Source organism: Coprococcus sp. RTP21281st1_F1_RTP21281_210402, assembly GCF_040915325.1.
In the GTDB taxonomy this organism is placed as follows: domain Bacteria; phylum Bacillota; class Clostridia; order Lachnospirales; family Lachnospiraceae; genus Coprococcus; species Coprococcus aceti.
In genome coordinates this window covers 288548-312802 of the sequence record NZ_JBCPDQ010000005.1, presented here as the reverse complement: position 1 = coordinate 312802, position 24255 = coordinate 288548, and the positions used below count along the sequence as shown (strand labels likewise).

The 24255-nt window shown below is 45.0% G+C and carries 25 protein-coding genes; 2 read left to right on the top strand and 23 right to left on the bottom strand.

Annotated elements, in window-relative coordinates; translation table 11 throughout:
* Window positions 1–2: 2 nt before the first annotated feature.
* The 8 genes from AB5150_RS09335 to AB5150_RS09300 form a co-directional block, all read right to left on the bottom strand.
* A complete protein-coding gene (locus AB5150_RS09335; protein ID WP_368291734.1) occupies window positions 3–1325 on the bottom strand; it encodes a prepilin-type N-terminal cleavage/methylation domain-containing protein in 1323 nt (440 codons plus the stop codon).
* A 31-nt stretch (window positions 1326–1356) separates the two neighbouring features.
* Complete coding sequence (locus AB5150_RS09330) at window positions 1357–2121, bottom strand: hypothetical protein (protein ID WP_022216708.1); 765 nt, start codon at window positions 2119–2121, stop codon at window positions 1357–1359.
* 12 nt (window positions 2122–2133) lie between these two features.
* A complete protein-coding gene (gene pilM / locus AB5150_RS09325; RefSeq protein ID WP_022216709.1) occupies window positions 2134–3747 on the bottom strand; it encodes a type IV pilus assembly protein PilM in 1614 nt (537 codons plus the stop codon).
* 560 nt (window positions 3748–4307) lie between these two features.
* Entirely contained in the window at window positions 4308–4733 is a 426-nt protein-coding gene (locus tag AB5150_RS09320; protein WP_022216710.1) for a type II secretion system protein, read from the bottom strand.
* Window positions 4734–4877: 144 nt separating this feature from the next.
* Window positions 4878–5294, bottom strand: coding sequence for a type II secretion system protein (locus AB5150_RS09315; protein ID WP_055144040.1), 417 nt, complete (start codon window positions 5292–5294; stop codon window positions 4878–4880).
* Window positions 5295–5312: 18 nt separating this feature from the next.
* A complete protein-coding gene (locus AB5150_RS09310) occupies window positions 5313–6521 on the bottom strand; it encodes a type II secretion system F family protein (RefSeq protein WP_161171708.1) in 1209 nt (402 codons plus the stop codon).
* Window positions 6522–6741: 220 nt separating this feature from the next.
* Window positions 6742–7803 (bottom strand): type IV pilus twitching motility protein PilT, encoded by a 1062-nt coding sequence (locus tag AB5150_RS09305; protein WP_022217246.1) that lies wholly within the window; start codon window positions 7801–7803, stop codon window positions 6742–6744.
* Window positions 7804–7877: 74 nt separating this feature from the next.
* Window positions 7878–9620 (bottom strand): GspE/PulE family protein, encoded by a 1743-nt coding sequence (locus tag AB5150_RS09300; RefSeq protein WP_015533121.1) that lies wholly within the window; start codon window positions 9618–9620, stop codon window positions 7878–7880.
* A gap of 284 nt (window positions 9621–9904) precedes the next feature.
* Between AB5150_RS09300 and sigK the strand changes: the two genes are divergently transcribed.
* Window positions 9905–10525: an RNA polymerase sporulation sigma factor SigK gene (gene sigK / locus AB5150_RS09295; RefSeq protein ID WP_015533122.1), complete on the top strand. Its 621-nt coding sequence runs from the start codon at window positions 9905–9907 to the stop codon at window positions 10523–10525.
* Between the two features lie 19 nt (window positions 10526–10544).
* Here sigK and AB5150_RS09290 read toward each other — a convergent pair whose 3' ends face one another.
* From AB5150_RS09290 to mtaB, 9 genes are all read right to left on the bottom strand, one after another.
* Complete coding sequence (locus AB5150_RS09290; RefSeq protein WP_368291732.1) at window positions 10545–11774, bottom strand: U32 family peptidase; 1230 nt, start codon at window positions 11772–11774, stop codon at window positions 10545–10547.
* Between the two features lie 25 nt (window positions 11775–11799).
* Entirely contained in the window at window positions 11800–12441 is a 642-nt protein-coding gene (locus AB5150_RS09285) for an O-methyltransferase (RefSeq protein ID WP_368291731.1), read from the bottom strand.
* Between the two features lie 15 nt (window positions 12442–12456).
* On the bottom strand, window positions 12457–12897 hold the full coding sequence (locus AB5150_RS09280; protein WP_118649242.1) for an endolytic transglycosylase MltG: 441 nt from the start codon (window positions 12895–12897) through the stop codon (window positions 12457–12459).
* A gap of 45 nt (window positions 12898–12942) precedes the next feature.
* Window positions 12943–13290 carry a YlbF family regulator gene (locus tag AB5150_RS09275; RefSeq protein ID WP_015533125.1) on the bottom strand — a complete coding sequence of 116 codons (348 nt, stop codon included), beginning with the start codon at window positions 13288–13290 and terminating at the stop codon, window positions 12943–12945.
* A gap of 12 nt (window positions 13291–13302) precedes the next feature.
* The gene (locus AB5150_RS09270) at window positions 13303–14967 is read right to left on the bottom strand and encodes a ribonuclease J (protein WP_022217240.1); all 1665 of its coding nucleotides are present in this window, start codon (window positions 14965–14967) and stop codon (window positions 13303–13305) included.
* Window positions 14968–14972: 5 nt separating this feature from the next.
* A complete protein-coding gene (locus tag AB5150_RS09265; protein WP_015533126.1) occupies window positions 14973–15251 on the bottom strand; it encodes a DUF1292 domain-containing protein in 279 nt (92 codons plus the stop codon).
* Window positions 15252–15315: 64 nt separating this feature from the next.
* On the bottom strand, window positions 15316–15765 hold the full coding sequence (gene ruvX / locus AB5150_RS09260; RefSeq protein WP_015533127.1) for a Holliday junction resolvase RuvX: 450 nt from the start codon (window positions 15763–15765) through the stop codon (window positions 15316–15318).
* 14 nt (window positions 15766–15779) lie between these two features.
* Complete coding sequence (locus AB5150_RS09255; protein ID WP_022217238.1) at window positions 15780–16037, bottom strand: IreB family regulatory phosphoprotein; 258 nt, start codon at window positions 16035–16037, stop codon at window positions 15780–15782.
* A 66-nt stretch (window positions 16038–16103) separates the two neighbouring features.
* Complete coding sequence (mtaB, locus tag AB5150_RS09250; RefSeq protein ID WP_118649243.1) at window positions 16104–17462, bottom strand: tRNA (N(6)-L-threonylcarbamoyladenosine(37)-C(2))-methylthiotransferase MtaB; 1359 nt, start codon at window positions 17460–17462, stop codon at window positions 16104–16106.
* Window positions 17463–17554: 92 nt separating this feature from the next.
* Between mtaB and AB5150_RS09245 the strand changes: the two genes are divergently transcribed.
* Window positions 17555–17788: an HPr family phosphocarrier protein gene (locus AB5150_RS09245; protein WP_015533130.1), complete on the top strand. Its 234-nt coding sequence runs from the start codon at window positions 17555–17557 to the stop codon at window positions 17786–17788.
* Between the two features lie 101 nt (window positions 17789–17889).
* Here the strand turns inward: AB5150_RS09245 and thiI are convergent, their stop codons facing one another.
* The 6 genes from thiI to AB5150_RS09215 form a co-directional block, all read right to left on the bottom strand.
* Window positions 17890–19077, bottom strand: coding sequence for a tRNA uracil 4-sulfurtransferase ThiI (thiI, locus tag AB5150_RS09240; protein ID WP_022217236.1), 1188 nt, complete (start codon window positions 19075–19077; stop codon window positions 17890–17892).
* Window positions 19078–19085: 8 nt separating this feature from the next.
* A complete protein-coding gene (locus AB5150_RS09235; protein ID WP_118649244.1) occupies window positions 19086–20231 on the bottom strand; it encodes a cysteine desulfurase family protein in 1146 nt (381 codons plus the stop codon).
* Window positions 20232–20308: 77 nt separating this feature from the next.
* The gene (locus tag AB5150_RS09230) at window positions 20309–21067 is read right to left on the bottom strand and encodes a 16S rRNA (uracil(1498)-N(3))-methyltransferase (protein ID WP_368291729.1); all 759 of its coding nucleotides are present in this window, start codon (window positions 21065–21067) and stop codon (window positions 20309–20311) included.
* A gap of 28 nt (window positions 21068–21095) precedes the next feature.
* A complete protein-coding gene (gene prmA, locus AB5150_RS09225) occupies window positions 21096–22058 on the bottom strand; it encodes a 50S ribosomal protein L11 methyltransferase (RefSeq protein WP_015533134.1) in 963 nt (320 codons plus the stop codon).
* Window positions 22059–22069: 11 nt separating this feature from the next.
* Entirely contained in the window at window positions 22070–23227 is a 1158-nt protein-coding gene (dnaJ, locus tag AB5150_RS09220; protein WP_055144029.1) for a molecular chaperone DnaJ, read from the bottom strand.
* Window positions 23228–23253: 26 nt separating this feature from the next.
* Window positions 23254–24255 (bottom strand): Hsp70 family protein (locus tag AB5150_RS09215; RefSeq protein WP_368291728.1); only part of this gene is annotated, 1002 nt, incomplete at its 5' end.

Sequence of the window (24255 nt, the reverse complement as noted above, 5' to 3'; positions counted from 1 at the left end):
TGTTACTTCCCCCTTGTTCCAGTAACCGTCGTCTTGTTTCCTTTACTATCTGTCAAAGTAACTGTTATATCGTACATATATACACTGTCACTCTGATCCTCTGTCAAACGAGCTACAGGATAGTCAGAATTAACATTGTCAAAATCAAAGTTGGCATATACATTAAGATCTGACGACTTTGCTCCCGCTGCCAGCTTAAGTCTCACCTTGACATCTGACATCTTGGTGTTCTTTCCTGTATTCGTATATGTAAGATCATCAACGTTCGCCACATTGAACTGCTCACGTATGATCTTCTTGTATGTATCGCTGAGCTCTGCTGTCGTCTCGAATACATACACATCCGCCTTCTCAGATATTCCTGAATTATCCACCGTTATGGTATCTGTCGTACAGTATGAACCATTGTATATCGCCGGAACATAGAGAAGATACACAGGTGGCAGACCATTCGTAAACTCCTGCTTGTATACTATTCCATCACCATATAAGGTGGTAGGCTTGTATACATTTTTGCCTGAGCTCTCATACTGTGATCTGATAACTGAGACCGTTGTATAATCTGTGTATTCCACATAACACTCAACTGTATATGTGGATCCCAGCTTTGATATCTTGATCTTGGTATTCTTCTGGAAATGATCCTCATCGAATGTTCCACCACCGGAAAGATAATGGTTGTACTGCACATCATACTTTCTCAGCACGTCAAGCTTCGCATCCAGGAAATACTGATATGCGAGATTATCAAGATTGTTGCCTGTTGCGGCTACATTATAGGTGGCACCTATAATGATAGCCGACTGTTTGCTGTCCAGATTTCTGATAGTTCCCGATTCCGTAGCATTAGTCTGTATGGCGCCACTTTCATCGCTCTTGAATGTCGCACCACCATCAAGACCTGCAAGCACATATCCATTCTTAAGAACCTGATATGCCGCATCATTCACATCCACCTGACAGGTGTAGGTCTCATAAGATTTTCCTATGGATACATCGTTGCAGGTATAGGTTGTGTCCGAATATTCCGCCGTTTTAGAATTCGGCAATGTAATAGACTTTCCCGATGGTGTTCCCTTTGTAAAGGAATATGTCTTTGTTCCATTGCCATCAGGAATATTCACATTTCCTGACAGATCAGCGGTCTTAAAGATCTCCATGATCTCCTCAGCCTTCTCGACTGCATACTGCTTCTTCGTCGATGTAGTACCCGTCTTCGTGGCTGTGATCAATGCATTGGTTATCGGATAGATCAGAATGGCAAATATGGCAGCAGCGATTATAATCTCTACTAAACTAAATCCTTTATTGTTTGATTTAACCATTTATTTGTTCACTCCATTTAAGTGTATGCATCTACTGGGCTGTTGTTGTGGTCGTAGTCGTAGTAGACTTTACTGTTGGGTTTCCAAAGATGTTGTTTGTACCTGTCTGTACATTCACATCTGCGTGATCTGTAGTTCTGTCATCACCGTTTACTGCATATGAGGTTATAGTCATATCTCCCTCATACTTTCCTGTCTGTTCGTTGAATGCTATAGTGACATCGTCAAGAGTCATTCTGTAATCACCATTCTTGATGTAGTCGATGACATCCTTGATATCCTTGTAGTCTCCCTCGTATGTGACAGGGAATGATGCTGAATAGCAGTTGTAACCTGATGCTGTAGCTGCTGAATCATCTATAGTCACGTCAGATGCTGCTGCATCTGTTGAAGCACTTGAATTATCAGCAACGGTAACGTCGCCCACAGCGCCTGCGCCAAGTGTATAGAAAAGTGTCTCCTCACCCATTGTTACACTAGGAAAGTTGAACTTATACTTATCCTTTACACCCTGTAAATACATGATCGTGTTATCCTGATACAGCTCTGATGGAAATTCTGCAAGAACAGCCTCATAGTCTGCCTTGTACTTCTCAGTGTCAGCTATGTACTGCTGTCTGTTCGCATCCTTCTCAAGCAGGCTGTTGTAATATGTCTGTCTCTCGTTGTACTGACTCTCAATACTCTTCTTGTCATCGAAATTGCCCATGGCAAGAAATCTTATAGGAAGCACTAAGATAGCAATTCCCAATAAGAATAATAATAGATTTCTCTGTCCCTTTGTGATTGAATCCATGATAGTCCCTCCTTAATTAACTGATACTTCATCTGTTGAAGTCTCGGTGTCATCTGCATTTACATCCTTGTAGATACATGTAACTGTAAAGTCGTATGTTGTATCCCCGCTCTGCTGATCCACATTCTCAGTGACAGACTGAACGAATGAATTGTCTATGCACTCTATATCCTTGAGGTTTATTGCAAATGCAGCTATATCCTCGTACGACTTCGTGTTACCTGTGAAACTAACCTCTGTTGAAGATGAATCAAACGCTGTAAGACTGATTCCCTTTGGCATCTTGTCCTCAAGCTCCGCAATAAGTGTTCCAACATTCTCATTGAGGTTCTCTGTGTAGCTGTACATATTCTGAGCATCCATGTATACAGACTCTGCATCCTCATAGTCCTGTACGATCTGCTCTATATCCTTGATAGAATCAATATCTCTGTTCACCTGGTCAAGCTTTGACTGAGCCTTGTTCTTCGCTATGAACGAGTACGCTGTAACACCACCTGCAACTATGACTGCTATGATGATAAATGCTATAACCAGTGGTGTTGTGTCAACACTGCTTGCACCGCCCTTGCTGCCAGTCTCACCAAGCTCGAAGCCCATAGGGTCAAAGGCAGCTCCGATAGGAACCATGAGATATACAGGATTATAAATCTTAAGATCAATCTTTGGGTCAAATTTGATGTTATACAATGTATCCATTACTCTGGTTGATACATTGAGCTGAACCTTGAACAAGCCGTCGATTCCCTTGATAAGGGCTCCATCACCTGTGAGGAATACATCGTCAATAGGCTTATCAGGATTCTTTGATGTGAAGAAGTCCATCACACGGCCGATATTGTTGATGAGATATCTGAATGCTCCTGTTATAGCATTGTCATCGAAATCAACTGTGAGAAGTCTCTCGTTCTGGAGAAGAGTCATAGCTGTAGTTGCATCCACGCCCTTCGCATCCATAACTTCGTTGACTACCACATTGGTACCGTATGGAACTGTTCTCTGAAGGAGAAGTGTATCTCCTTTTACGATGTTGAGCACTGTTGATTCACTGCCCAACTGGATTACCATAGTTGTCATTGCCTCTGTTGTCTGAGTCTTGATCAACTGAAGCATTGCATTACCAATATAATCAAGTGCTACTACTTTCAGTCCAGCCATAGCTGCGAGATCATAGTATGATCTTACCATGTTCTCTGGTGCAGCGACTGCAAGAACTCTGAGCTGCTTGTTATTCTCTTCATCAGTAACTGTCTCAAGCACTGTATGAGACACTACGTAATCCTCTATATTAACAGGGAAATACTCTGATGAGTTCGCATTAATAATTCCTTTGATTTTGTTCTCCTTAACGAAAGGTACAAGAACCTCTCTGTTAACGATCTTTGTAGAGGTAAGAACGAATATCGCGTTCTTGTTTGTTATTCCATTTGCTGAGAGCTGAGACTTGATCGCCTCTGCTATTCTCTCTTTGTCTCTGATCACGCCATCCTCATAGGCATCTTCCGGTGTCTCGAAGATGATAGCGTTGTGTATCGTTGACTGCTTCTTGTTTGAAGGTGTAACTTCAACGATAGTAATACTTTCATTTGTAATGTCGATTGTTAAGACTTTATTATTACTCGCCATTTTTATAGCCTCCCTCGCTAATCAGTAGTTTTGTATGGAAAATTCCACATTGCTTTGAGTACCAGCTTACCGCTGTTCACCCCATTCATATAATTGTTCCGGATAAGTGCTTTCCGGATAAAGGTCAACATTCTGTCACCCTTTTAATAGCTCATCTCATCCACATAATGACCCTTTTATATAGAAGAAACTCACTGAAAAATAAGTACCAGCTCTACCTAGGTAAGCCAGTTGCCGCCATAAGTCATGCTATGTGACATGTCACATATACAAAAAACCGCTGACTGCAAAGAAAGAGTGAGTATAAAGGATCAGACTATATAACACTCTATATAACATTCTTTCCTTCATATTCAGCTCTGTGTAAAGATATAGCAACCGGGGAAAATCCCCAGCTACTATAAATATAAATAGTAGATAATGTGTCAGCACCTGACGATGATCACACTCACTGCCTGTACGAGGTTGCAACAGGTATAATCACCGTCTGTGCTACACTTATGTAACATCAATCATGTTCTCATGAACAATCCGTAAGTTTACACAAGTCTGTCAGAATCTTACTTGTATTCTGCACATACGTCTGGGTAAAGCTCTGAACCATCAACTGTTACAGTGAAAGTAGACTTGTCTGAGCTAAGTGTAAACATAAATGACTGATTCTTATCATACTTTGGCTTGTATGCAGCTGAACCAAGCTGTGATACAACCTCGCTTGTAAATGCAGCGCCAGTTCCTGTTACTGCAACAGGCTTTGTTGTTGATAATGTATAATCACCAGCTTCTGCTGCATCGTAAGCTGCCTCTACTGAAAGTGCGTTTGTAACTGCTGTTGCGATTGTCTGTGCATTTGATACATCTGTTGATCTTCTTGACTTAGCGATGTACTTGATAAGTGCCGGTGCAAGAGCTCCAGCAAGGATTGCCATGATAGCAATAACGATAATTAACTCTACTAATGAGAAACCTTTGTTGTTTTTCTTCATAATTTTACTCTCCTTTTTAGTTGTTTATTGTGTGTTGTTATGTGCTTTGCACTATATCAAACCGGCATCCTCGTTCTACCGGGTTTAACCTTTTAGTTATCATGCAGGTCATACATGATATATCAAATAGCTACCAAACGTATGTTACTTGTAAGCATCACACACATCCGGATACAGCTCTGAGCTGTCCACCTTTACGGTGAATGTAGCCTTATCACTATTGACTGTGATAGTGAACTGCTTGTCCTTGTCATACTTTGGCTTGAATGTACTTGTCCCAAGCTGACTTGTGACTTCTGATGTGAACGCATTCGATGTGCCAAGCTGTGTGCCATCGGTATTCACCGGGTAATCACCAGGTGTGGCATCATCATATGCCTTCTCTACCGATAAGGCATTGGCGACTGCCGTCGCTATAGTCTGGGCGTTCGACACATCGGTCGATCTTCTTGACTTTGCTATGTACTTTATGAGCGCCGGTGCAAGTGCTCCGGCAAGAATAGCCATGATTGCTATGACTATGATAAGCTCCACCAGTGAAAAGCCTTTGTTTCTGTTCATCTAACTTCCCTCTTTTGTTTATACATTGTCCATAGCGTTGTACATACTCATGATAGGTCCATATACCGCTGCAACTATCATTCCTACAACGCCCGCAAGAAGTACCATGATCATAGGCTCCATAGCGGCTGTAAGTGCATTTGTAGCAGCCTCAACCTCTTCGTCGTAATAGTCAGCGACCTTGTTAAGCATCTCTTCTATATCACCTGTCTCCTCGCCAATCTTAGTCATGGCCGAGAGCATAGGCGGAAGCATCGTCATATCCTTGAGCGGTTTCGAGAGCGGAACACCCTTTGACACCTGAACTTTAGCATCTAATAATCCATCTCTGATGATCTTGTTGTCCATCATCTTAGCAACCTGCTCAACCGCATCTATCATGGATATACCTGAAGCCATCAATGTACTCATGGTTCTTGCAAATCTTGCACAGGCTGTCTTAACATTCAGATTTCCGAATATTGGAGCCTTAAGTCCTATGTTCGCAAAGAGCTGTTCACCAAAAGGTGTCTTCTTGAAGAACTTAACACCGAACACTATAGCTGCCACTATGATTATGAGCAGCCACCACTTATACATAACGAAATCTGCCGCCGCCATCATCATACGAGTTGCGAGTGGAAGCTGAGTTCCCATCTCCTCAAACATACTTGAGAAGTTTGGTATAACCGCTACCAACACTACTATGATAACTATAACCATAACACAGAGAACTACGATAGGATATGTCATGGCACCCTTGATCTTGGATGACAATGCATTGTCCTTCTCGAAATGCTCTACCAGTCTGTCCAAGCAAATCTCAAGATTACCAGACATCTCACCAGCCGCCACCATGTTGATCATGATAGGCGGGAATACATCCGGGTTAACTCTGAGCGCATCCGCCAGAGTTCCACCTTTCTCTACATATGTACGCGCATCTGCTATGGCCTTTCGCAGCGTCTTGTTCTCGATCTGATCTCCCATCAGCTCCAGTGCGGATATGATGGTAACACCGGCCTTGATGACCGCTGAGAACTGTTTACAGAATACACCCAGGTCTCTTGACTTGACCTTCTTCTTAAATCCTATACCCCCAAGCGGGCTGCTCTGCTCCGTCAGACTCATGATCGAGTAGCCTTCTGACTTCAGCTTCTTCTCAGCACCATCTCTGTTAGGGGCCTCGATGGTACCTTTTTTGTTCTTACCATCTCTGTCAACAACCTTGTAATTAAATACTGCCATTGTCTCTCCTCCGACCCAATCTTAATATTCTTACGTTTTCATGTATCTGCACTTTAAAAGCGCAATAATGCAACATAAATTATATGTAAAATATCTTACTATACCACACAGATTTAATCAACATTTAATTATTTGCACGTTATTTTTTAGACAATGTGCACAATGCGGCTTGGTTATTATACCACATTTTTCCATATGGCAATCGATTATTCCATATATCTTACTGTCCGTTGATCTTCTTTCTCAGGTACTGCTGATCCTGTGCGTATGTCATGGCAACCTCTCTTGTGACGGTTCCTGAAGCATACAGCTCATACAATGCATCGTCCATAGTGATCATACCTAAGGCTCTGCTTGTCTGGATAGTTGACTGGATCTGATGAGTCTTGGCTTCTCGTATCAGACTTCGTATAGCAGGTGATGCAAGCATTACCTCGAAGGCTGCAACTCGTCCGTTGCCGCTCGCTATAGGAAGAAGCGACTGTGAGATAACTCCCTCAAGAACCATCGCGAGCTGAACTCTTACCTGCTGCTGCTGGTTTGTAGGGAAGATATCTATGATACGATCGATGGTACTTGCCGCACCGATTGTATGCAGTGTGGAGAATACCAAGTGTCCTGTCTCGGCAGCGGTTATGGCTGTGGAGATAGTCTCAAGATCTCGCATCTCTCCTACGAGGATGATATCAGGATCCTCACGGAGTGCTGCACGAAGTGCATTTGCATAGCTGAGTGTATCCATACCAACCTCTCGCTGGTTAACTATTGCCTTATTGTGATGGTGAATGTACTCTATAGGATCCTCAAGTGTGATGATGTGATCCGTAAGGTTCTCATTCGCCTTGTTTATAATAGATGCAAGTGTGGTTGACTTACCAGAACCTGTAGGTCCTGTTACGAGAACCAGACCTCTCTTTCTCTTGTAGAGCTCAACAACCTCCCTTGGAATACCAAGCTGGTCAGGTCTTGGGATCTGTGTCTCAACTCGTCTGTACGCTGCTGCCATGTTTCCCTTGTCCATGAATACATTGACACGGAAACGTCCGGTCTCAGGTGAATCGAATGAGAAATCGACCTCTCCTCTGTCCTGAAGTATGGCCTTATGCCTGTCCTTCATAGTAGATCCAATTGCCTCTGCCGCATCAGCAGGTGACAGTGCCGGAACCTCAACCTCGGTGAGCTTACCGTTGATTCTGAGCTTAGGTGGTATACCTACAGCTATATGAACATCTGACGCCTTTGCTTCTACAGAGAAGGCAAGTAATTCCTTCATGTCTAACATAACTTGTCCCTTCCTTTCCCTTTTGCATTAATAATTACAATTTATATATAATCTCATTATATATCTCTTATATCTTACAGCTCTCCCATGTCCACTCCCTCGGCCACGGTCACTGTACTGTGAACAATCTTGTTCATCTCTGCTATGGATGTGATACCATCAAGAACGTGCTTGGCAGCTCCCATCTTCAGTGTGAGCATTCCTTCCTTGAGGGCCTGCTTCTCAATGACATCCGCTGTAGCTCCGGAAGCGATAACAGCCTGAAGCTCTCTTGATACAGGCATCATCTCGTATACACCGATTCGTCCTGAATAGCCTGTGTCGTTACACAGTGGGCATCCCTGTGGCTCGTAGATGATGACATCCTCCTCGTCAGCCGGAACACCGAGCTGAACTCTCTCATCATCCTCCACAAGTCTTGGCTGCTTACATGTGGTACAAAGTCTTCGCACAAGTCTCTGTGCAATAACTCCAACAACAGCATCACCGGCGATGTATGACTCAATACCCATATCGATAAGACGGGTGATGGTCGAAGCCGCTGAGTTAGTATGCAGTGTCGATACAACCAAATGTCCTGTGATAGCGGCCTGTACGGCGATTCCTGCTGTCTCACCGTCTCGGATCTCTCCTATCATGATGATATCCGGATCCTGACGAAGGATAGATCTGAGGGCTGCCGCGAAAGTCATGTCCGCTTTGTTATTAACCTGCACCTGATTGATACCGTTGATGTTCGCCTCGACAGGGTCCTCAACGGTGATGATATTAACATCCTCTGTGTTAAGCTCACTGAGTGATGTGTACAGTGTAGTTGATTTTCCTGATCCTGTAGGTCCCGTTACAAGGATGATACCATGTGGGTTGCTGAGGATATTATCGAAAACCTTCTCCTGCTCTGCATCGAAACCAAGGGCACTCTTCGGTTTTGTCAGACCGTCCTTGGATGTAAGTCTCATAACCGTCTTCTCTCCGAAAACTGTTGGAAGGATAGAAACACGGACATCAAACTCTCTTCTGTCAACCATGATGGTGATACGACCATCCTGTGGTTTTCTCTTCTCTGCTATATCCATACCGCCTATGATCTTGATACGGGCTGTGATACCTGCCAGTATGCTGAGGTCGTATGACATAACCTGCTTAAGTGCACCATCTATTCTGTATCTGACTCTGACGCTGTTCTCCAGAGCCTCTATATGTATATCTGACGCTCTCTGTCTTACTCCGCCTTCGATGATCTGCTTAACCAGAAGTACGATAGGGGAATTATCGATTTCTTCGTTGCCCTCTTCCTCGTCGCCTCCGCCGAGCACATTCTGCTGCTCCTGTCTGTAGGCCTCAGCAGCCTCCATAGCCTGAGCGCTTCCGTAATACTTGTCTATGGCATTCCTGATTCCCTCCTCAGATGCGAGCATCGGCTCTACCTGAAGATTTGTCACAAGACCAATATCGTCCATGGCCATGATATCCATTGGATCTGCCATGGCTACCTTGAGGATGTTCGGGTTATCAGGATCTATCTCTATAGGTATGGCCTGATACTTGGTGACCATGTTCTCAGGCACCATGTGTATAACCTTCTCCTCGATCTTAGCTCCCTTGAGCTCTATGTAGTCAATTCCCAACTGGGTTGTAAGTACCGTAATCAGCATGTCGTTACTTATAAATCCCAGATCAACCAGGGCGTTACCAAGCTTTCTGCCGGTCTCCTTCTGCTTTGCAAGTCCTTCCTGAAGCTGTTCCTCCGTGATAGCCCCCGCTGCTACAAGGACATCTCCAATTCTGATCTTCTTACGTCCCACGCTTAATCGCATTCTCTAAATACCCTCCTCACGTCTCTCGCAATTCTACGCACAGGCAGAATTATCCAAATACCTAAAGCGTATTATATCACAGTATTTTCACATTTTAAACATTTTGTACATATTTAGATACATTTTTTTGCACTTTTATCGGATTTTTGCTTTTTTACAGGGTGGATAGGCACTATTTCTGCACAATAAACATATTATATAAGCAAGCTGACTGTACTAATTGTAAAATAGCCCGTCCAGCAAATGTACAGCCGGTACAATCAATTTACGGGAGCAGTTCATATATGGAAGCGTTTAAAAACCCACTAACTCCCGAAGAAGAGAAAAAATATATTGCGCTGTGCCTGTCCGGCGACAAGGCTGCCCGCAGCATTCTGATAGAGTACAATCTCCGTCTGGTCGCCCACATATCCAGAAAGTACAATTCCGCCGTGAGGGATCCCGAGGATCTTCTGTCCATAGGCACGATAGGTCTCATCAAAGCCATAGACAGCTACAAGCCCGACAAAGGCTGTAAGCTGTCAGGTTATGCCGCCAAATGTATCGAAAACGAGCTTCTCATGACTCTCCGCCACGAGAAGAAGAAGGCGCGTGAGGTCTCGATCTACGATCCCATCGGCACTGATAAAGAGGGTAACGAGATCGTCATCCTTGACATCATAGGTTCGGAGAACGTCAACGTTCTGGACAAAATGATACAGGACGACCACCTGTGCCTGCTTCCCTCCTGCATATCATCGCTCCTCTCATCCAGGGAGAGGGAGATCATATGTATGCGCTACGGTCTTGACGGGCAGTCACCTCTCACCCAAAAGGAGGTAGCCAGGATGCTCGGAATCTCCAGGTCATATGTATCGCGCATAGAGAAAAAGGCTCTTGGCAAATTAAGAGGATGCCTGGATTGACATCCAGACATCCTTATGATCATTCTTTTCTTCTCAGTATAATACCGGTCTCAAGCTCCTTATCAAGCTTCACCCTCAATTTCTGCTTTGGATGTGGCGCAGAGTCCATGCTGTTTTCTTCCTCGTCGTATATCGCCTGAACCTCGCACTCTATATTTGTTCCATCAAAGCCCATGGCTTCAAGCTTCTCTCCCACCAGGAACTTATTCTTCTGCTCAAAGCATACACAGCCATCCGGGGTAACCTCTCTCACAGTTCCAATATACGTATAGTTTTTTACATATGTGTTATTATCATATATCTGTGATTCTGAGTCTGTCTTCCCGAAATAAAATCCCGTTGTGAACTGCCTGTATGTGCATTTGGCTATCTCTCTCTTGTAGTATTCCATGTTTGCTCTGTACTTCTCTTCTGACTCCATATAATCATCTATGGCTTTTCTGTAGGTTCTGGCAACGGTAGCCACATACAGAGCCGTCTTCATACGTCCCTCTATCTTGAAGCTGTCTATTCCGGCTTTCATCATCTCCGGGATGTACTCTATCATGCACAGATCTTTGGAGTTAAATATATATGTTCCCCTGTCGTCCTCGTTGATGGTCATATACTCTCCCGGCCTGGTCTCCTCGACGATGGAATACTTCCATCTGCATGGATGTGTGCACGCACCATGATTCGCATCCCTGCCTGTGAAGTAGTTGCTGAGAAGGCATCTTCCTGAATATGATATACACATAGCGCCATGGATAAATGACTCTATCTCCATATCGTCCGGTATGTTTGCTCTTATCTGTGATATCTCCGCAAGGGACAGTTCTCTGGCAGACACAACCCGCTTTATGCCGTGGTCATACCAGAACTTGTATGTCATGTAGTTCGTGTTGTTGGCCTGTGTGCTTATGTGTAATTCCATATCCGGCATAGTCTCACGAGCTATGGTAAACACGCCCGGATCGGATACAAGAACAGCGTCCACACCTGTATCTTTCAGCTCGCCAAAATAAGCTCTTATTCCATCCAGATCATAGTTGTGTGCAAATATATTGGCTGTCACATACACCTTGGCATTATGTGCATGGGCATATTCCACGCCCTGTTTCATCTCTTCTATGGAAAAGTTGTCTGCTTTCGCTCTGAGGCCAAATGCCTGTCCGCCTATATACACTGCGTCAGCTCCATAGTCCACGGCCACCTTGAGCGTGTCCAGTCCGCCCGCCGGGACAAGAAGCTCTGGTTTCTTATCTCTCATATCGTTTCCTCCAACCATTTTTCGTTTATTTCCTGATACTGAGGCTCATTCCATCCCCTATATTGAGTATGGCCGTCTCCAAATGTTCATTGTGGGTGAGCTCGTACAGGTATTCTCTCATCCTTGAATGTATCGTTCTGTTTCTTCTGGTAACTGCAAATCTGCTCTCAAGGACATCTCCGTCCTGAAGCACGTTGTCGCAGAGCAATACCCCCTTTGGAGCAAGCAGCCGTATAGCCTCCGTGAAAAAATTGCCATACTGACCCTTAGCTGCATCCATGAACACCATGTCATAGCTTTCTGTCATCTCTGGTAATATCTCCAGTGCATCGCCCTCAAGCAGAGTAATCTTGTCTGAAGCCCCGGCTCTGACTATATTCTTCTTCGCCTCTTCTATTCTCGGCTGATAATTCTCTATAGTTGTTACATGTGCGTCATCATCCAGAAATCTACTCATAAAAATGGCAGAAAAGCCAACGGCTGAACCTATCTCAAGAATCTTCTTCGGCCTGTTCATAAGAATCAACATCTTGATGAACTCTCCGGCCTCTCGTCTTATGATAGGTACCCTGTTCTCTTCTGCCTCTCTTCTGATCGAGGTCACAACCTCATCGTAGTCTGTATTGAAGGAATTGATAAATGACGCAAGTCTTTCATCACATACCATAATTATCCTCTCTGTCTATTCCTCGGCACTGTCCTCGCTGGAGGAGTCATCACCGCTGTCTCCGCTGCTATCCCCCGAGGAACTCTTGCCATTTCCCGTTATGATCTCTATTATCTCCTGATTTGTATCGCTCGGTGCTATCTGATATGTACCAGGCTGGATATCATCTGCATATCCGCCTATTCTGACCTTCAGTATAAAAGCGTATTTGTCCTTGATGACCTCCGCCGTCTTAAGGGAATCCGCCACATCCAGAAGCGGCTCGTCCTGAGTTATCTGTATAGTTGCCTTCCGGTTGCTGCCCGGATCCGCAGCCCTTGTGGCAAACACCTGATACGCAAAATCATACGAGTATGAGAAAGCCTTTACCAATATAAATAAAATACATACATTGATGAATAGTCCAAAAAGGAACCTCAGAATCTTCTTCATACTTCTAGCACTATCTAAAGCCATAATCGTTATTCTCCTTGTTCACAAATACATCCCAGCCAGCGCGAATCACCGGGCGTCCTCATCTATGATATCGAAATCAAGATCGTCCGCTATCTGTTCATATACAAGCTTCATCATTCTCACCAGCTTCTGCTCCGCCCTGATAAAGTCATTGACTATAGTATCATGGACTATGGAGTCATATTCCATGAATAGATTATTAACTTCATCATATGGATTGTCAAGCATTTCGTTATTCTGTATTTCATAATTTTTCTTACGAAATTCCATGAGCTGCTGAAGTTTTTCTGGTTTCTGTCTAAGCTTATCCTTGCAATACTGATAATTCTTGTAGACATCAGAATCCTTGATGCACGCATTCAATTGTCTGCTAAGTTCCAATGTATCTGTCATTTTCTCACCCTTCTACACCTCTGTGATTATAGGAAGGATCATAGGGCTTCTCTTTGTCCTCTTCCAGAGGAACTCTCCCATGTCATCCTTTATCACGGATTTGATCTTACCCCAGTCTGTCACGCCGCGGCTCAGGCATCTGTCGAGAGCCTCCTGACATGTGATCCTGCAGTCTTCCATAAGTGTCTCAGACTCCCTGACGTACACGAAGCCTCTTGACACTATATCCGGCCCTGCAACAAGCTGGTTGCTGTATCTGTCCAGGGTCACAACTATGATTATGAGGCCATTCTGTGACAGAAGCTGTCTGTCTCTGAGGACGATATTTCCAACATCTCCAACTCCAAGTCCATCCACAAATACTCCCTGTGCAGGAACCTTGCCGACAACGTCGAACTTCTCCTCACCGATCTCAAGAACATCGCCTGTGGTCATGATCTTGACATTCTCCTTAGGGATTCCCATCTCAACTGCAAGCTCTGCATGTCTCTTGAGGTGTCTATACTCACCGTGGACAGGTATTGCATATTTCGGTCTTGTGAGCGCATATATAAGCTTGAGCTCCTCACGGCAGGCATGCCCGGATACGTGTGTATCCTCAAATATAACGTGTGCACCCTTCGCCTCGAGCTCATTTATAACCTTGAATACCGCCTTTTCATTTCCCGGTATAGGATGTGAGCTGAAAATGACCACATCACCAGGCTTTATGGCTACTTTATTGTGTATGGATGCAGCTATACGTGACAGCGCAGCCATGTTCTCTCCCTGACTTCCCGTGGTGATGAGAACAACCTTCTCATCCGGGTAGTTCTTCATCTCGCTTATATCTATGAGTGTGTTATCCGGTATGTTGATATATCCAAGCTCGGACGCCGTGGTGATGATGTTCACCATGCTTCGTCCCTCTATGACAGCCTTTCTGCCATACTTGTAAGCTGAATTGATGATCTGCTGTACTCTGTCAACGTTGGATGCAAATGTCGCTATGATGATCCTGTGATCCTTGTTGTCGTTGAACAAGTTGTCAAATGTTCTTCCCACTGTCTTCTCTGACTGTGTGAAGCCCTCCTTCTCAGCATTTGTCGAGTCAGCCATGAGTGCAAGTACACCCTTCTTGCCGAGCTCAGCAAATCTCTGAAGATCTATGGTTCCGCCAAATACCGGTGTGTAGTCTATCTTGAAATCTCCGGTGTGGACAATAAGTCCGGCCGGTGTGTATATGGCAAGGGCCGCCGAATCTGCTATGGAGTGGTTTGTTCTGATGAATTCCACTCTGAATGCCCCAAGATTTATATTCTGACCATACTTTACAACCTTTCTTCTGGTGTTGTTCATAAGGTTGTGTTCCTTCAGTTTGTTCTCTATAAGACCCATGGTCAGCTTGGTCGCATAGATCGGCATGTTTAATTCTTTCTCAATGTACGGTATGGCTCCTATGTGATCCTCATGTCCATGGGTAACCACGAGTCCCCTGACCTTGTCCGCGTTTTCCTTGAGATAGGTGACATCAGGAATTACCAGATCGATTCCTAACATGTCGTCCTCAGGGAATGCCAGTCCGCAGTCAATGACTATGATAGAGTCCTCATACTCTATCGCAGTGATATTCATTCCAATCTGTTCCAGACCGCCCAAAGGAATGATCTTCACTGTCTCTTTATTATTCTTATTCAATTTTCTTATACCTCCAAATTTACGTCCTCAAGCAGCTCGTCAAATATCTTGATGACCGCCTCTAATTCATTTTCATCTTCCACAATATCGTATGCTGCCATCTCTTCCGTATCAGCTCCGTTGTTCTCGCGAAGGATAAGGAATGATTCATCATCCGCCTTGTCTATAACGAACAGATAATTCACGCCGCCAAGTGTGGTCTGCTCCACAACCGAGAATTCCACTTCTGTTCCATCTTCTGCTTCAAATATGATACTGTTGTCCGTCTTCCTGTTCTCTGCCATATAAACCTCTTAATACTTCTTCACTTCAGGCGTACACAAAACAAAGGCAGAAGGTCTGTGTCTATCACAGACTGCTGCACTTCGCATCAAGATAGTTCTGCAGTATGACCGCAGCCGCCATCTTGTCTATGTACGTCTTCCTGTTCTCTCTTCTCACTCCGCTGTCCATAAGGATCCGCTCTGCCTCCACAGTGGTAAGGCGCTCATCCCACAGAACAACCTCAAGTCCTGTTCTGCGCTCAAGATCCTCCTTGAATGCCTGTGTGGCCTCACATCTGTCTCCCTCTGAATTGTTCATGTTCTTCGGGTAGCCAAGCACTATCAGCTCTATGCGGTCGCGCTCTCCTGCCGCTCCATACTCTTCAAGTATGGCCTCTATGCGGGCAAGTGTCTGTCTCAGCTTGTTCGCCGACTTTCTCTCTATCGTCTCCAGCGGCTGGGCAGTCATCTTGAGCGGATCGCTCACGGCAACTCCCACCGTCTTGGTTCCATAGTCAAGTCCCAATATTCTCATACTATTCTTTTCCTTTACACGAGGTTATTCTTGATGTAGTCCTCAAGTAAAACCTCAATGATCTCGTCTCTCTCCACCTTCATGATCAGGCTTCGCGCATTCTTGTAGCTTGTGATATATGTCGGGTCACCGCTCATTATGTACCCAACAACCTGGCTTACCGGATTATATCCTTTCTCGGTAAGTGCATCGTATACTTCTCCAATTATCTCGCGTACGTCCACTGTCGCGTCCTTGATTGGAACAATATTCTGTGTACTTTCGTTATTCATCAAATCACGTCCTCATCTTGTTATTATCTCATGAGCCAATTAACATTCCTATTCTAATATAAAAAACTACAAAAGTAAAGGAAGGTTTCCCCCATTTTGGGTATATGTCACATACACAAAGCTGTTCACAAAACTCTCCGGCATGGATATGTCGCCCACATCTATGAGTATATCCATGTATCTCTCCGTATGTCCCCTGAGATATGTCTTATTGTTCTTTTTTACAACCTCTTCCACCAGGACTTCAAGCTCACAGCCCTCAAACTGGGCTTCATATGCGGTCTTGTTGTCATGGGCAAGCTTAAGCAGCACATCGCTTCGCTCATTCTTTATCTCAGGGGCAACCTGCTCTTTCATGGCGGCAGCGACTGTTCCCTTTCTCGGAGAATACTTGAATATATGCATCTCATACAGATTGAGCTCCGTCAGATATCTGACAGTCTCTGCAAATTCTTCCTCAGTCTCTCCCGGGAAGCCCACTATCACATCCGTGGTGAGCGCAGGGGACTTATACGCCTTTCTCAGCATGTCACATTTTTCAAAGTATTGCTTGCAAGTGTACTTTCTGTTCATTCTCTTTAGCACTGAATCACAGCCGCTCTGCAGGCTCAGATGGAAGTGTGGACATACTTTCGAATTGGATGAAATTCTCTCCACAAACTCCTCTGTTATTATCCCCGGCTCAAGTGAACCAAGCCTTATTCTCTTGATTCCTTTGATTTTTGAGATAGCCTCTATAAGCTCTATAAGTGCTCCCTCATTATTCTTATCTTTGCCATATGACGATATGTGTATACCGGTAAGCACAACTTCTTTTATTCCTGCCTCCGCAAGCTCTGATACTTCTGCAAGGATCGCCTCCTGGCTTCTGCTTCTTATCCTTCCTCTTACATACGGGATTATGCAGTATGAGCAGAACTGATTGCAGCCGTCCTGGATCTTGACATATGCCCTTGTGTGTCCCACAGGGACATGGCCGCCCATCTCCTCGTACTCAGTCTCTCTGGATATATCCACGAAGTATTCCATGGCTTCATGATCTTTACCTGGGGCATTTTTTCCATTGTTTCTCACATTAATATAATCATTAACTATTTCTGTGATACTTTTCTTCTTATTGTTGCTTATTACTATATCTATAGCTTCATCCTGCTCGAGAATCTCTCTGGCTGACTGCACATAGCATCCTGCGGCTATCACTATTCCATCAGGATTCATCTTTCTGGCTCTGTGAAGCATCTGCCTTGATTTTTTGTCCGCAATATTGGTCACAGAACAGGTATTTACTATATATATATCTGCTTTTTCGTCAAATTCCACTATATTTGCACCGGCAGCCTTCAGCATGTCGAGCATGCTGTCAGTCTCCGCCTGATTGACTTTGCAGCCAAGTGTTGTGGCAGCCACAGACATTCCTTTTAGCATGTATTTTACACTCCTTATATTGACTTTTGTATTCTATAAAAATATAATAATGACAGTACATAAAAAACTTACAAGGGTTAGGAGGACTATTTATGACAGCAGTTAAGATTTCTTTAAACTCAATCGATAAGGTCAAGAGCTTTTGCAATGACATTGCGAAATTTGACGCAGAATTCGACCTCGTATCAGGACGTTACGTAATTGATGCAAAGTCAATCATGGGTATTTTCAGTCTTGATATCTCAAAGCCTATCGAACTTAACATTCATGCGGAGAGCGGTATCGATGAGATCATGGCTACTCTGAAGCCATACCTTGCAGAATAATCATTATTCTGCCCCGTATGTTATATGGATCTGATAATCAAAGAGATGCTTATTATGAAGCATCTCTTTTTTGTTGTCTTTTATCACTGTTTTATATTGTTTTACTGCTTTGCGCGACACATAACGACCTCTGCCGTATCTACAGCCTTGCGGTACAATGGCTCGATGATTCCTGTGAGCTTTGCCTCCGACTTCTCTATCGCAGAGAGAACCGGATGTGTAACCGGATGCTTTGCAACAAATGTCGTACAGCAATCCTCGTATGGCAGTATAGATGTCTCGTATGTTCCGATCTTCTCTGATATGTCTACTATCTCCTGCTTATCCATACCTATACATGGTCTGAACACCGGCATGGTGCTGACCTGGTTGATAACGTTCAGGCTGAACACAGTCTGGCTTGAAACCTGGCCTATGCTCTCTCCTGTTATCGTACACTGACAGTCATTCTTCTCAGCCAGCTCCTCCGCTATCTTGATCATGTATCTCTTCATGATGATCGTGAGCTCCTCATGAGGACAGTTGTCGTATATTGCCATCTGTACATCGGCAAAGTTGACAACATGGAGTCTGATGGCTCCTGAGTAGTCGGCCACAAGACATGCCAGATCTATAACCTTCTGCTTTGCTCTCTCGCTTGTGAACGGAGGTGCGTGGAAATATACTGCCTCCACAACAACTCCTCTCTTGGCTATCATATATGCCGCAACAGGGCTGTCTATACCGCCTGACAGAAGTGCCATTCCTCTGCCGTTCGTTCCAACCGGCAGTCCTCCCGGGCCAGGTATGGTGATCGAATAGATATACGCTACCTTTCTGATCTCCACATTGATTATCTCCTGAGGTGAGTGCACATCCACTGCAAGATCAGGGAACGCCTCAAGGAGGAAATGTCCAAGCTCGGCGCTTACCTCCATGGAAGTCATAGGATATGTCTTGTCATTTCTTCTGGTGAACACCTTGAATGTGAAGTTCTTTCTGTCGTATGCCTTTTCAACATAATCTATTACCTTCTGCTTGAGGTTCTCAAACTCTGTGTTCTCCTCAACCACAACAGGGCATATTCCAACGATACCAAATACCTTTCCAAGGGCATTTACCACATCCTCATAGTCGTAATCCGACTTGCACTCAACGAATATTCTTCCCTGCTCCTTGCGGATATAGAAATCTCCGTAAGGCTTCAGCTTTCTGTTGATGTTCTTGCAGAGTATGTCTTCAAATATATATCTGTTTTTTCCCTTTGTGCCTATCTCGGCATACTTTATCATAAATGCCTTGTACTGCATATTTCCTCCTATTTCTTCCTCACATATCTTCTGAGTATCGGTAAAAGTTCCTTGCAGCACTCGACTGCATAATCTATCTGTTCCATTGTATTCTCCGGTGAAAAACTGAATCTCAGTGTGGACTCAAGCTTCTCAGGTGGCAGACCTATGGCCTTCAGCGTGCTGCTTGTGGAATGTTTATTCGACGAACATGCTGAACCGGATGAGACATATATGCCCTTCTCTTCCAGAGCATGAAGCATGACCTCACTTCGCACTCCCTTGAAGGTTATGCTGGCTATATGGGGCGCATCCCCGGAATTACTGTACACATCGTCTATCTGTGTGAGTTCATCTATAAGATGTTCCTTGAGTTCTCTCATGTGCGCTACATTTGCATCGAGATCTCTGTAGGTCATCTCGGCAGCCAGTGCCATTCCGGCTATTCCCGGTACATTCTCTGTTCCTGACCGCATTCCGCCCTGCTGGCCTCCACCGTATATCACAGGCTTGACCTTGACTCTGTCCTTTATGAACAGTGCTCCAACGCCCTTTGGTCCGTGGAATTTATGGCTGCTTATGGACATCATGTCTATTCCCATACGCTTCGGGTATATCACATATTTGCCAAATGCCTGTATGGCATCCACATGGAAGAGTACACTCGGATTCTTCTCCTTTATACGTCTGGCAATGTCTTCCACCGGCATGACAGCTCCTATCTCATTGTTGACGTACATGACTGACACTATGATCGTGTCGTCGTCGACCTCATCTACCAACCGGTCAACATCTACCACGCCATCACTTCCGGTCGGGATCCTGACAACATCAAATCCCATATCCTCAAGGAATGTCAGCGGACTGCCGACTGACGCATGCTCGACTACAGTTGTGATGATCTTGTTGCCCGCTCTCCTGTTGGCAAGTGCGCCTCCTATCAGAGCCATGTTGTTGGATTCTGTTCCTCCCGATGTGAACACGATCTCCTTCGCCTGAACCTTGAGCAGCCTGGCTATCTTATCCCTGGCATCGCTCACGTATCTGGCCGCATCCACACCCTTCTGGTGCAGTGATGACGGATTGCCATAGTCCTGTTCCATTAACTTTACCACAAGATCTCTCACCTCTGGATAAACCGGGGTGGTCGCTGAATTGTCAAAATATGCTTCCATGTTGTCTTCCACCATTCCGAAACCGATATACGTCCGGCTTCAAGCTTCTTTCTTTCACTAATCTCTACAATATTGTTCTAATTGTCCCTGTCGGCACTGAACATGATGATCGACATAACCGCCAGTCCGGCCGTCTCAGTGCGCAGTATCCTGTGTCCAAGAGTTATACATTCCGCCCCGGCCGCCATTGCCTGTTCCACTTCTTCCCTGGCAAAGCCACCCTCCGGGCCTATGAATACCCCCAGACTTCTGCGGGCAGAGGACGGTGCTGTCACATCAGCGATGATCTGTCTGGACTTTGCAAGTCCCTCCGCCTCCTCATATGGAATTATATTCATATCAAGAGTCTTCGCCATCTCTATCGCCTGTGCAAATGTTACCGGCTCCGTGATCTCAGGGACGATTCCCCTTCCGGACTGTTTTGCAGCAGCTTCCGCTATGATCCGGCATCTCTCGGTCTTCTTTGCAGCCTTCTTCGCATCAAGCTTCACTATGGTGCGCGCAGTGAATACCGGAACTATCCGGCAGACACCGAGCTCCACCATCTTCTGTACTATAAGATCCATCTTATCCGACTTTGGATATCCCTGAAACAGGGTAACCTCCACCGGAAGCTCTGCAAAGTTATCATTCACATCCTCGACGTGGCACAGAACCTCGTCTCTGCCAAGCTCCGATATACTGCACGTATAATCTCTTCCTCTGCCGTTACTGACAGTTATCTCCTGACCCACTTTAAGGCGGAGAACGTTCTTTATATGGTTAACGTCTCCGCCTGTTATACTTATATCTGTTCCTATATCTCTGCCATCTACGTCTACAAAGAATCTGTTCATATTTGATTATTTCCTCTCACACGCTGGTTCATACATGCTTTTTTGCGACAAAGCTTACCCAGTCATTCATGTAGACAGTATCTACGATATCAAAGTTATTGTCAAGAAGAGCCTGTCTGACCTCATCCTCTTTTATGTTTATAATGCCCGATGATATAAAAATACCATCATCCTTCATAAACTTCTGAACTACAGCCGACATTGGAATTATAACGTCTGCAAGGATATTTGCAACTACTATATCATAATTTGCGCCTATTGACTCTACCAGTTTCTGGTCCTCAAGGACATTTCCGCACTTGAATTCCACAGCCTCGGCAGGAATATGGTTCACATCTCTGTTCTCTCCCGCCACATCAACAGCGATCGGATCTATGTCTATACCGAGAACATGCTTTGCACCTAGCTTATTGCAAACAAATGACAGGATACCGCTTCCGCTTCCGGCATCGAGTATCTCATCTCCATCCTTCATGTACTTCTTGAGCTGGCCTATGCACAGTCTCGTCGTCTCATGGGAACCTGTTCCAAATGCTGTTCCGGGATCTATCTCAATTACTATATCCTCATCCGTTGCATCCTCCGGCACTTCCTCCCAGGTTGGCTTGATGATGATATTGTCATACAGTCTGAATGGCTTGAAGTAGGCCTTCCAGTTGTCTCTCCAGTCCTCTTCCTTCGTCTCACTCTCGGTTATCTCACCTGTTCCGACAGGAAGGAACTCTGACAGTCTCCTGATCTCTGCAGCCACCTTATCCTTTATCTCCTGCACGTCAAATGTATCGTCAAGGAAACAGGACACCTTTGCAGTTCCATCATTTTCCGGCATATCATCCGGCAGGAGATCGACAAACATCGTCTCCATCTCCTCCTCAGTGAGGGGAATATTATCTTCTATCTGAACACCCAAAACGCCTTCCTCTTCGAGGAAGGCGCTTATGAGGTCTTCAGCTTCACATGTTGTATCTATTGTGAGCTTCGTCCATTTCATATATTTTATACCTACTTTTTCTTTCTTCTCTTGTGATCGCCAAATGTAAATGGTCCTGCTGAATCTGTTGCAGGTCTTGTCTCTACAAGTGTTGCCTGCTCATACTGGTTTAGGATCTTCTTCTGCTCCTCTGTGAGCTTCTCCGGCACCTGTACAACAAGTGTTACATAGTGATCGCCTCGCTGAGTTGGGTTCTTGAGGTTAGGTACTCCTTTGCCCTTCAGCTTTATACGTGTATCTGTCTGTGTTCCTGGTGGTATGGTGTAATCAACCTCTCCTTCGATGGTGTTGATCTTGATAACTCCACCAAGTGCTGCCTGTGTAAATGTGATAGGCTCTGATGAATACAGATTGTACTCCTGTCTCTGGAAGTTTGGATGACGATCAACAAGTATGGTAACTGTAAGATCTCCTCTCTCACCACCGTTGATACCAGGCTCACCCTTTCCTTTGATTCGGATGTTAGTACCATTGTCTACTCCTGGTGGAATAGCTATCTGTATCTTCTTTCTGCTCTTTACATATCCTGTTCCTGCACAGTTGCTACACTTGTATCTGATGATCTTACCAGATCCACTACAATCAGGACATGTCTGAACATTACGTACAACTCCAAAAAGTGACTGCTGTGTTGTCACTATCTGGCCCTTGCCGCCGCACTTGCCGCAGACCTCAGGCTGGTGTCCCGGCTGTGAACCGGTTCCCTTACATACATCACACTCATCCTTCAGTGGGAGCTCAAGCTCCTTCTGGGTTCCGAATATAGCCTCCTCAAAGGCTACTCTGATGGTTGTCTTGATGTTTGCGCCCTTCATAGGACCATTTGTATTTCTCTGACGGCTTGCGCCACCGAACATATCTCCAAATATATCTCCAAAGATATCTCCCATGTCCGCGAAGTCAAATCCACCAAATCCGCCGGCACCGCCGCCGTTCTGGTCGAATGCTGCATGGCCAAACTGATCATACTTTGCACGTTTCTCAGGGTCACTGAGGACTGAATAAGCTTCAGCTGCTTCTTTGAATTTCTCTGCAGCCTCTTCATCACCAGGGTTCATATCCGGGTGGTATTTTTTTGCTACCACTCGGTATGCCCTTTTGATCTCGGCTTCAGAGGCTCCCTTGGTTACACCAAGGACTTCATAATAATCGGTCTTTGTCTCTGCCATAGCCTTTACCTTTCATCCTCTATATATTAAACCTCTGTGAAATCTCCATCTACAACATCGCCATCTGAGTAATCAGGTGTGCCTGCGCCTGTTCCTGCGTTTGCTCCAGGACCGTTCTGCTCATAGAGCTTTGAGAACAGGTTCTGTGCGCTCTCCATCAGCTTATCCTTTGCAGCCTTGATCTTATCTACATCTGCATCGCTCATATTCTCTGCATCTGTGCTGTCTATTGCTGCTCTTAAGGAGTCAAGATCTGCCTTTACGCCAGCCTTGTCAGAATCTGAAAGCTTATCTCCTACCTCGCCGAGTGCCTTCTCTGTCTGGAATGCAAGTGCATCTGCCTCATTTCTTGCCTCGATGCCTTCCTTACGCTTCTTATCCTGAGCCTCGTACTCTGCTGCTTCCTTAACTGCTCTATCGATATCATCATCTGAAAGTGATGTTCCTGATGTGATAGTAATGTGCTGCTCTCTTCCTGTTCCGAGATCCTTTGCTGATACATTTACGATACCATTTGCATCGATATCGAATGTAACCTCGATCTGTGGAACTCCACGTCTTGCTGGAGCGATACCATCAAGTCTGAATCTGCCAAGACTCTTGTTGTCCTTTGCGAACTGTCTCTCACCCTGTACTACGTTGATATCAACGGCATCCTGATTATCCTGTGCTGTTGAGAAGATCTGGCTCTTCTTTGTAGGGATTGTTGTATTTCTCTCGATAAGGTGAGTAGCTATACCACCCATTGTCTCGATTGAAAGTGTAAGTGGTGTAACATCCAGAAGAAGGATCTCGCCTGCACCGGCATCTCCGGCAAGCTTACCACCCTGGATACAAGCACCGATAGCAACACACTCATCAGGGTTGATTCCCTTGAATGGCTCCTTACCTGTAAGTCTCTTAACCTCTTCCTGTACTGCGATGATACGGGTTGAACCACCGACAAGAAGTACCTTGTCAAGGTCTGCTGCTGTAAGTCCTGCATCAGCAAGTGCTGTGTTAACAGGGCCCTTTGTTCTGTCTACAAG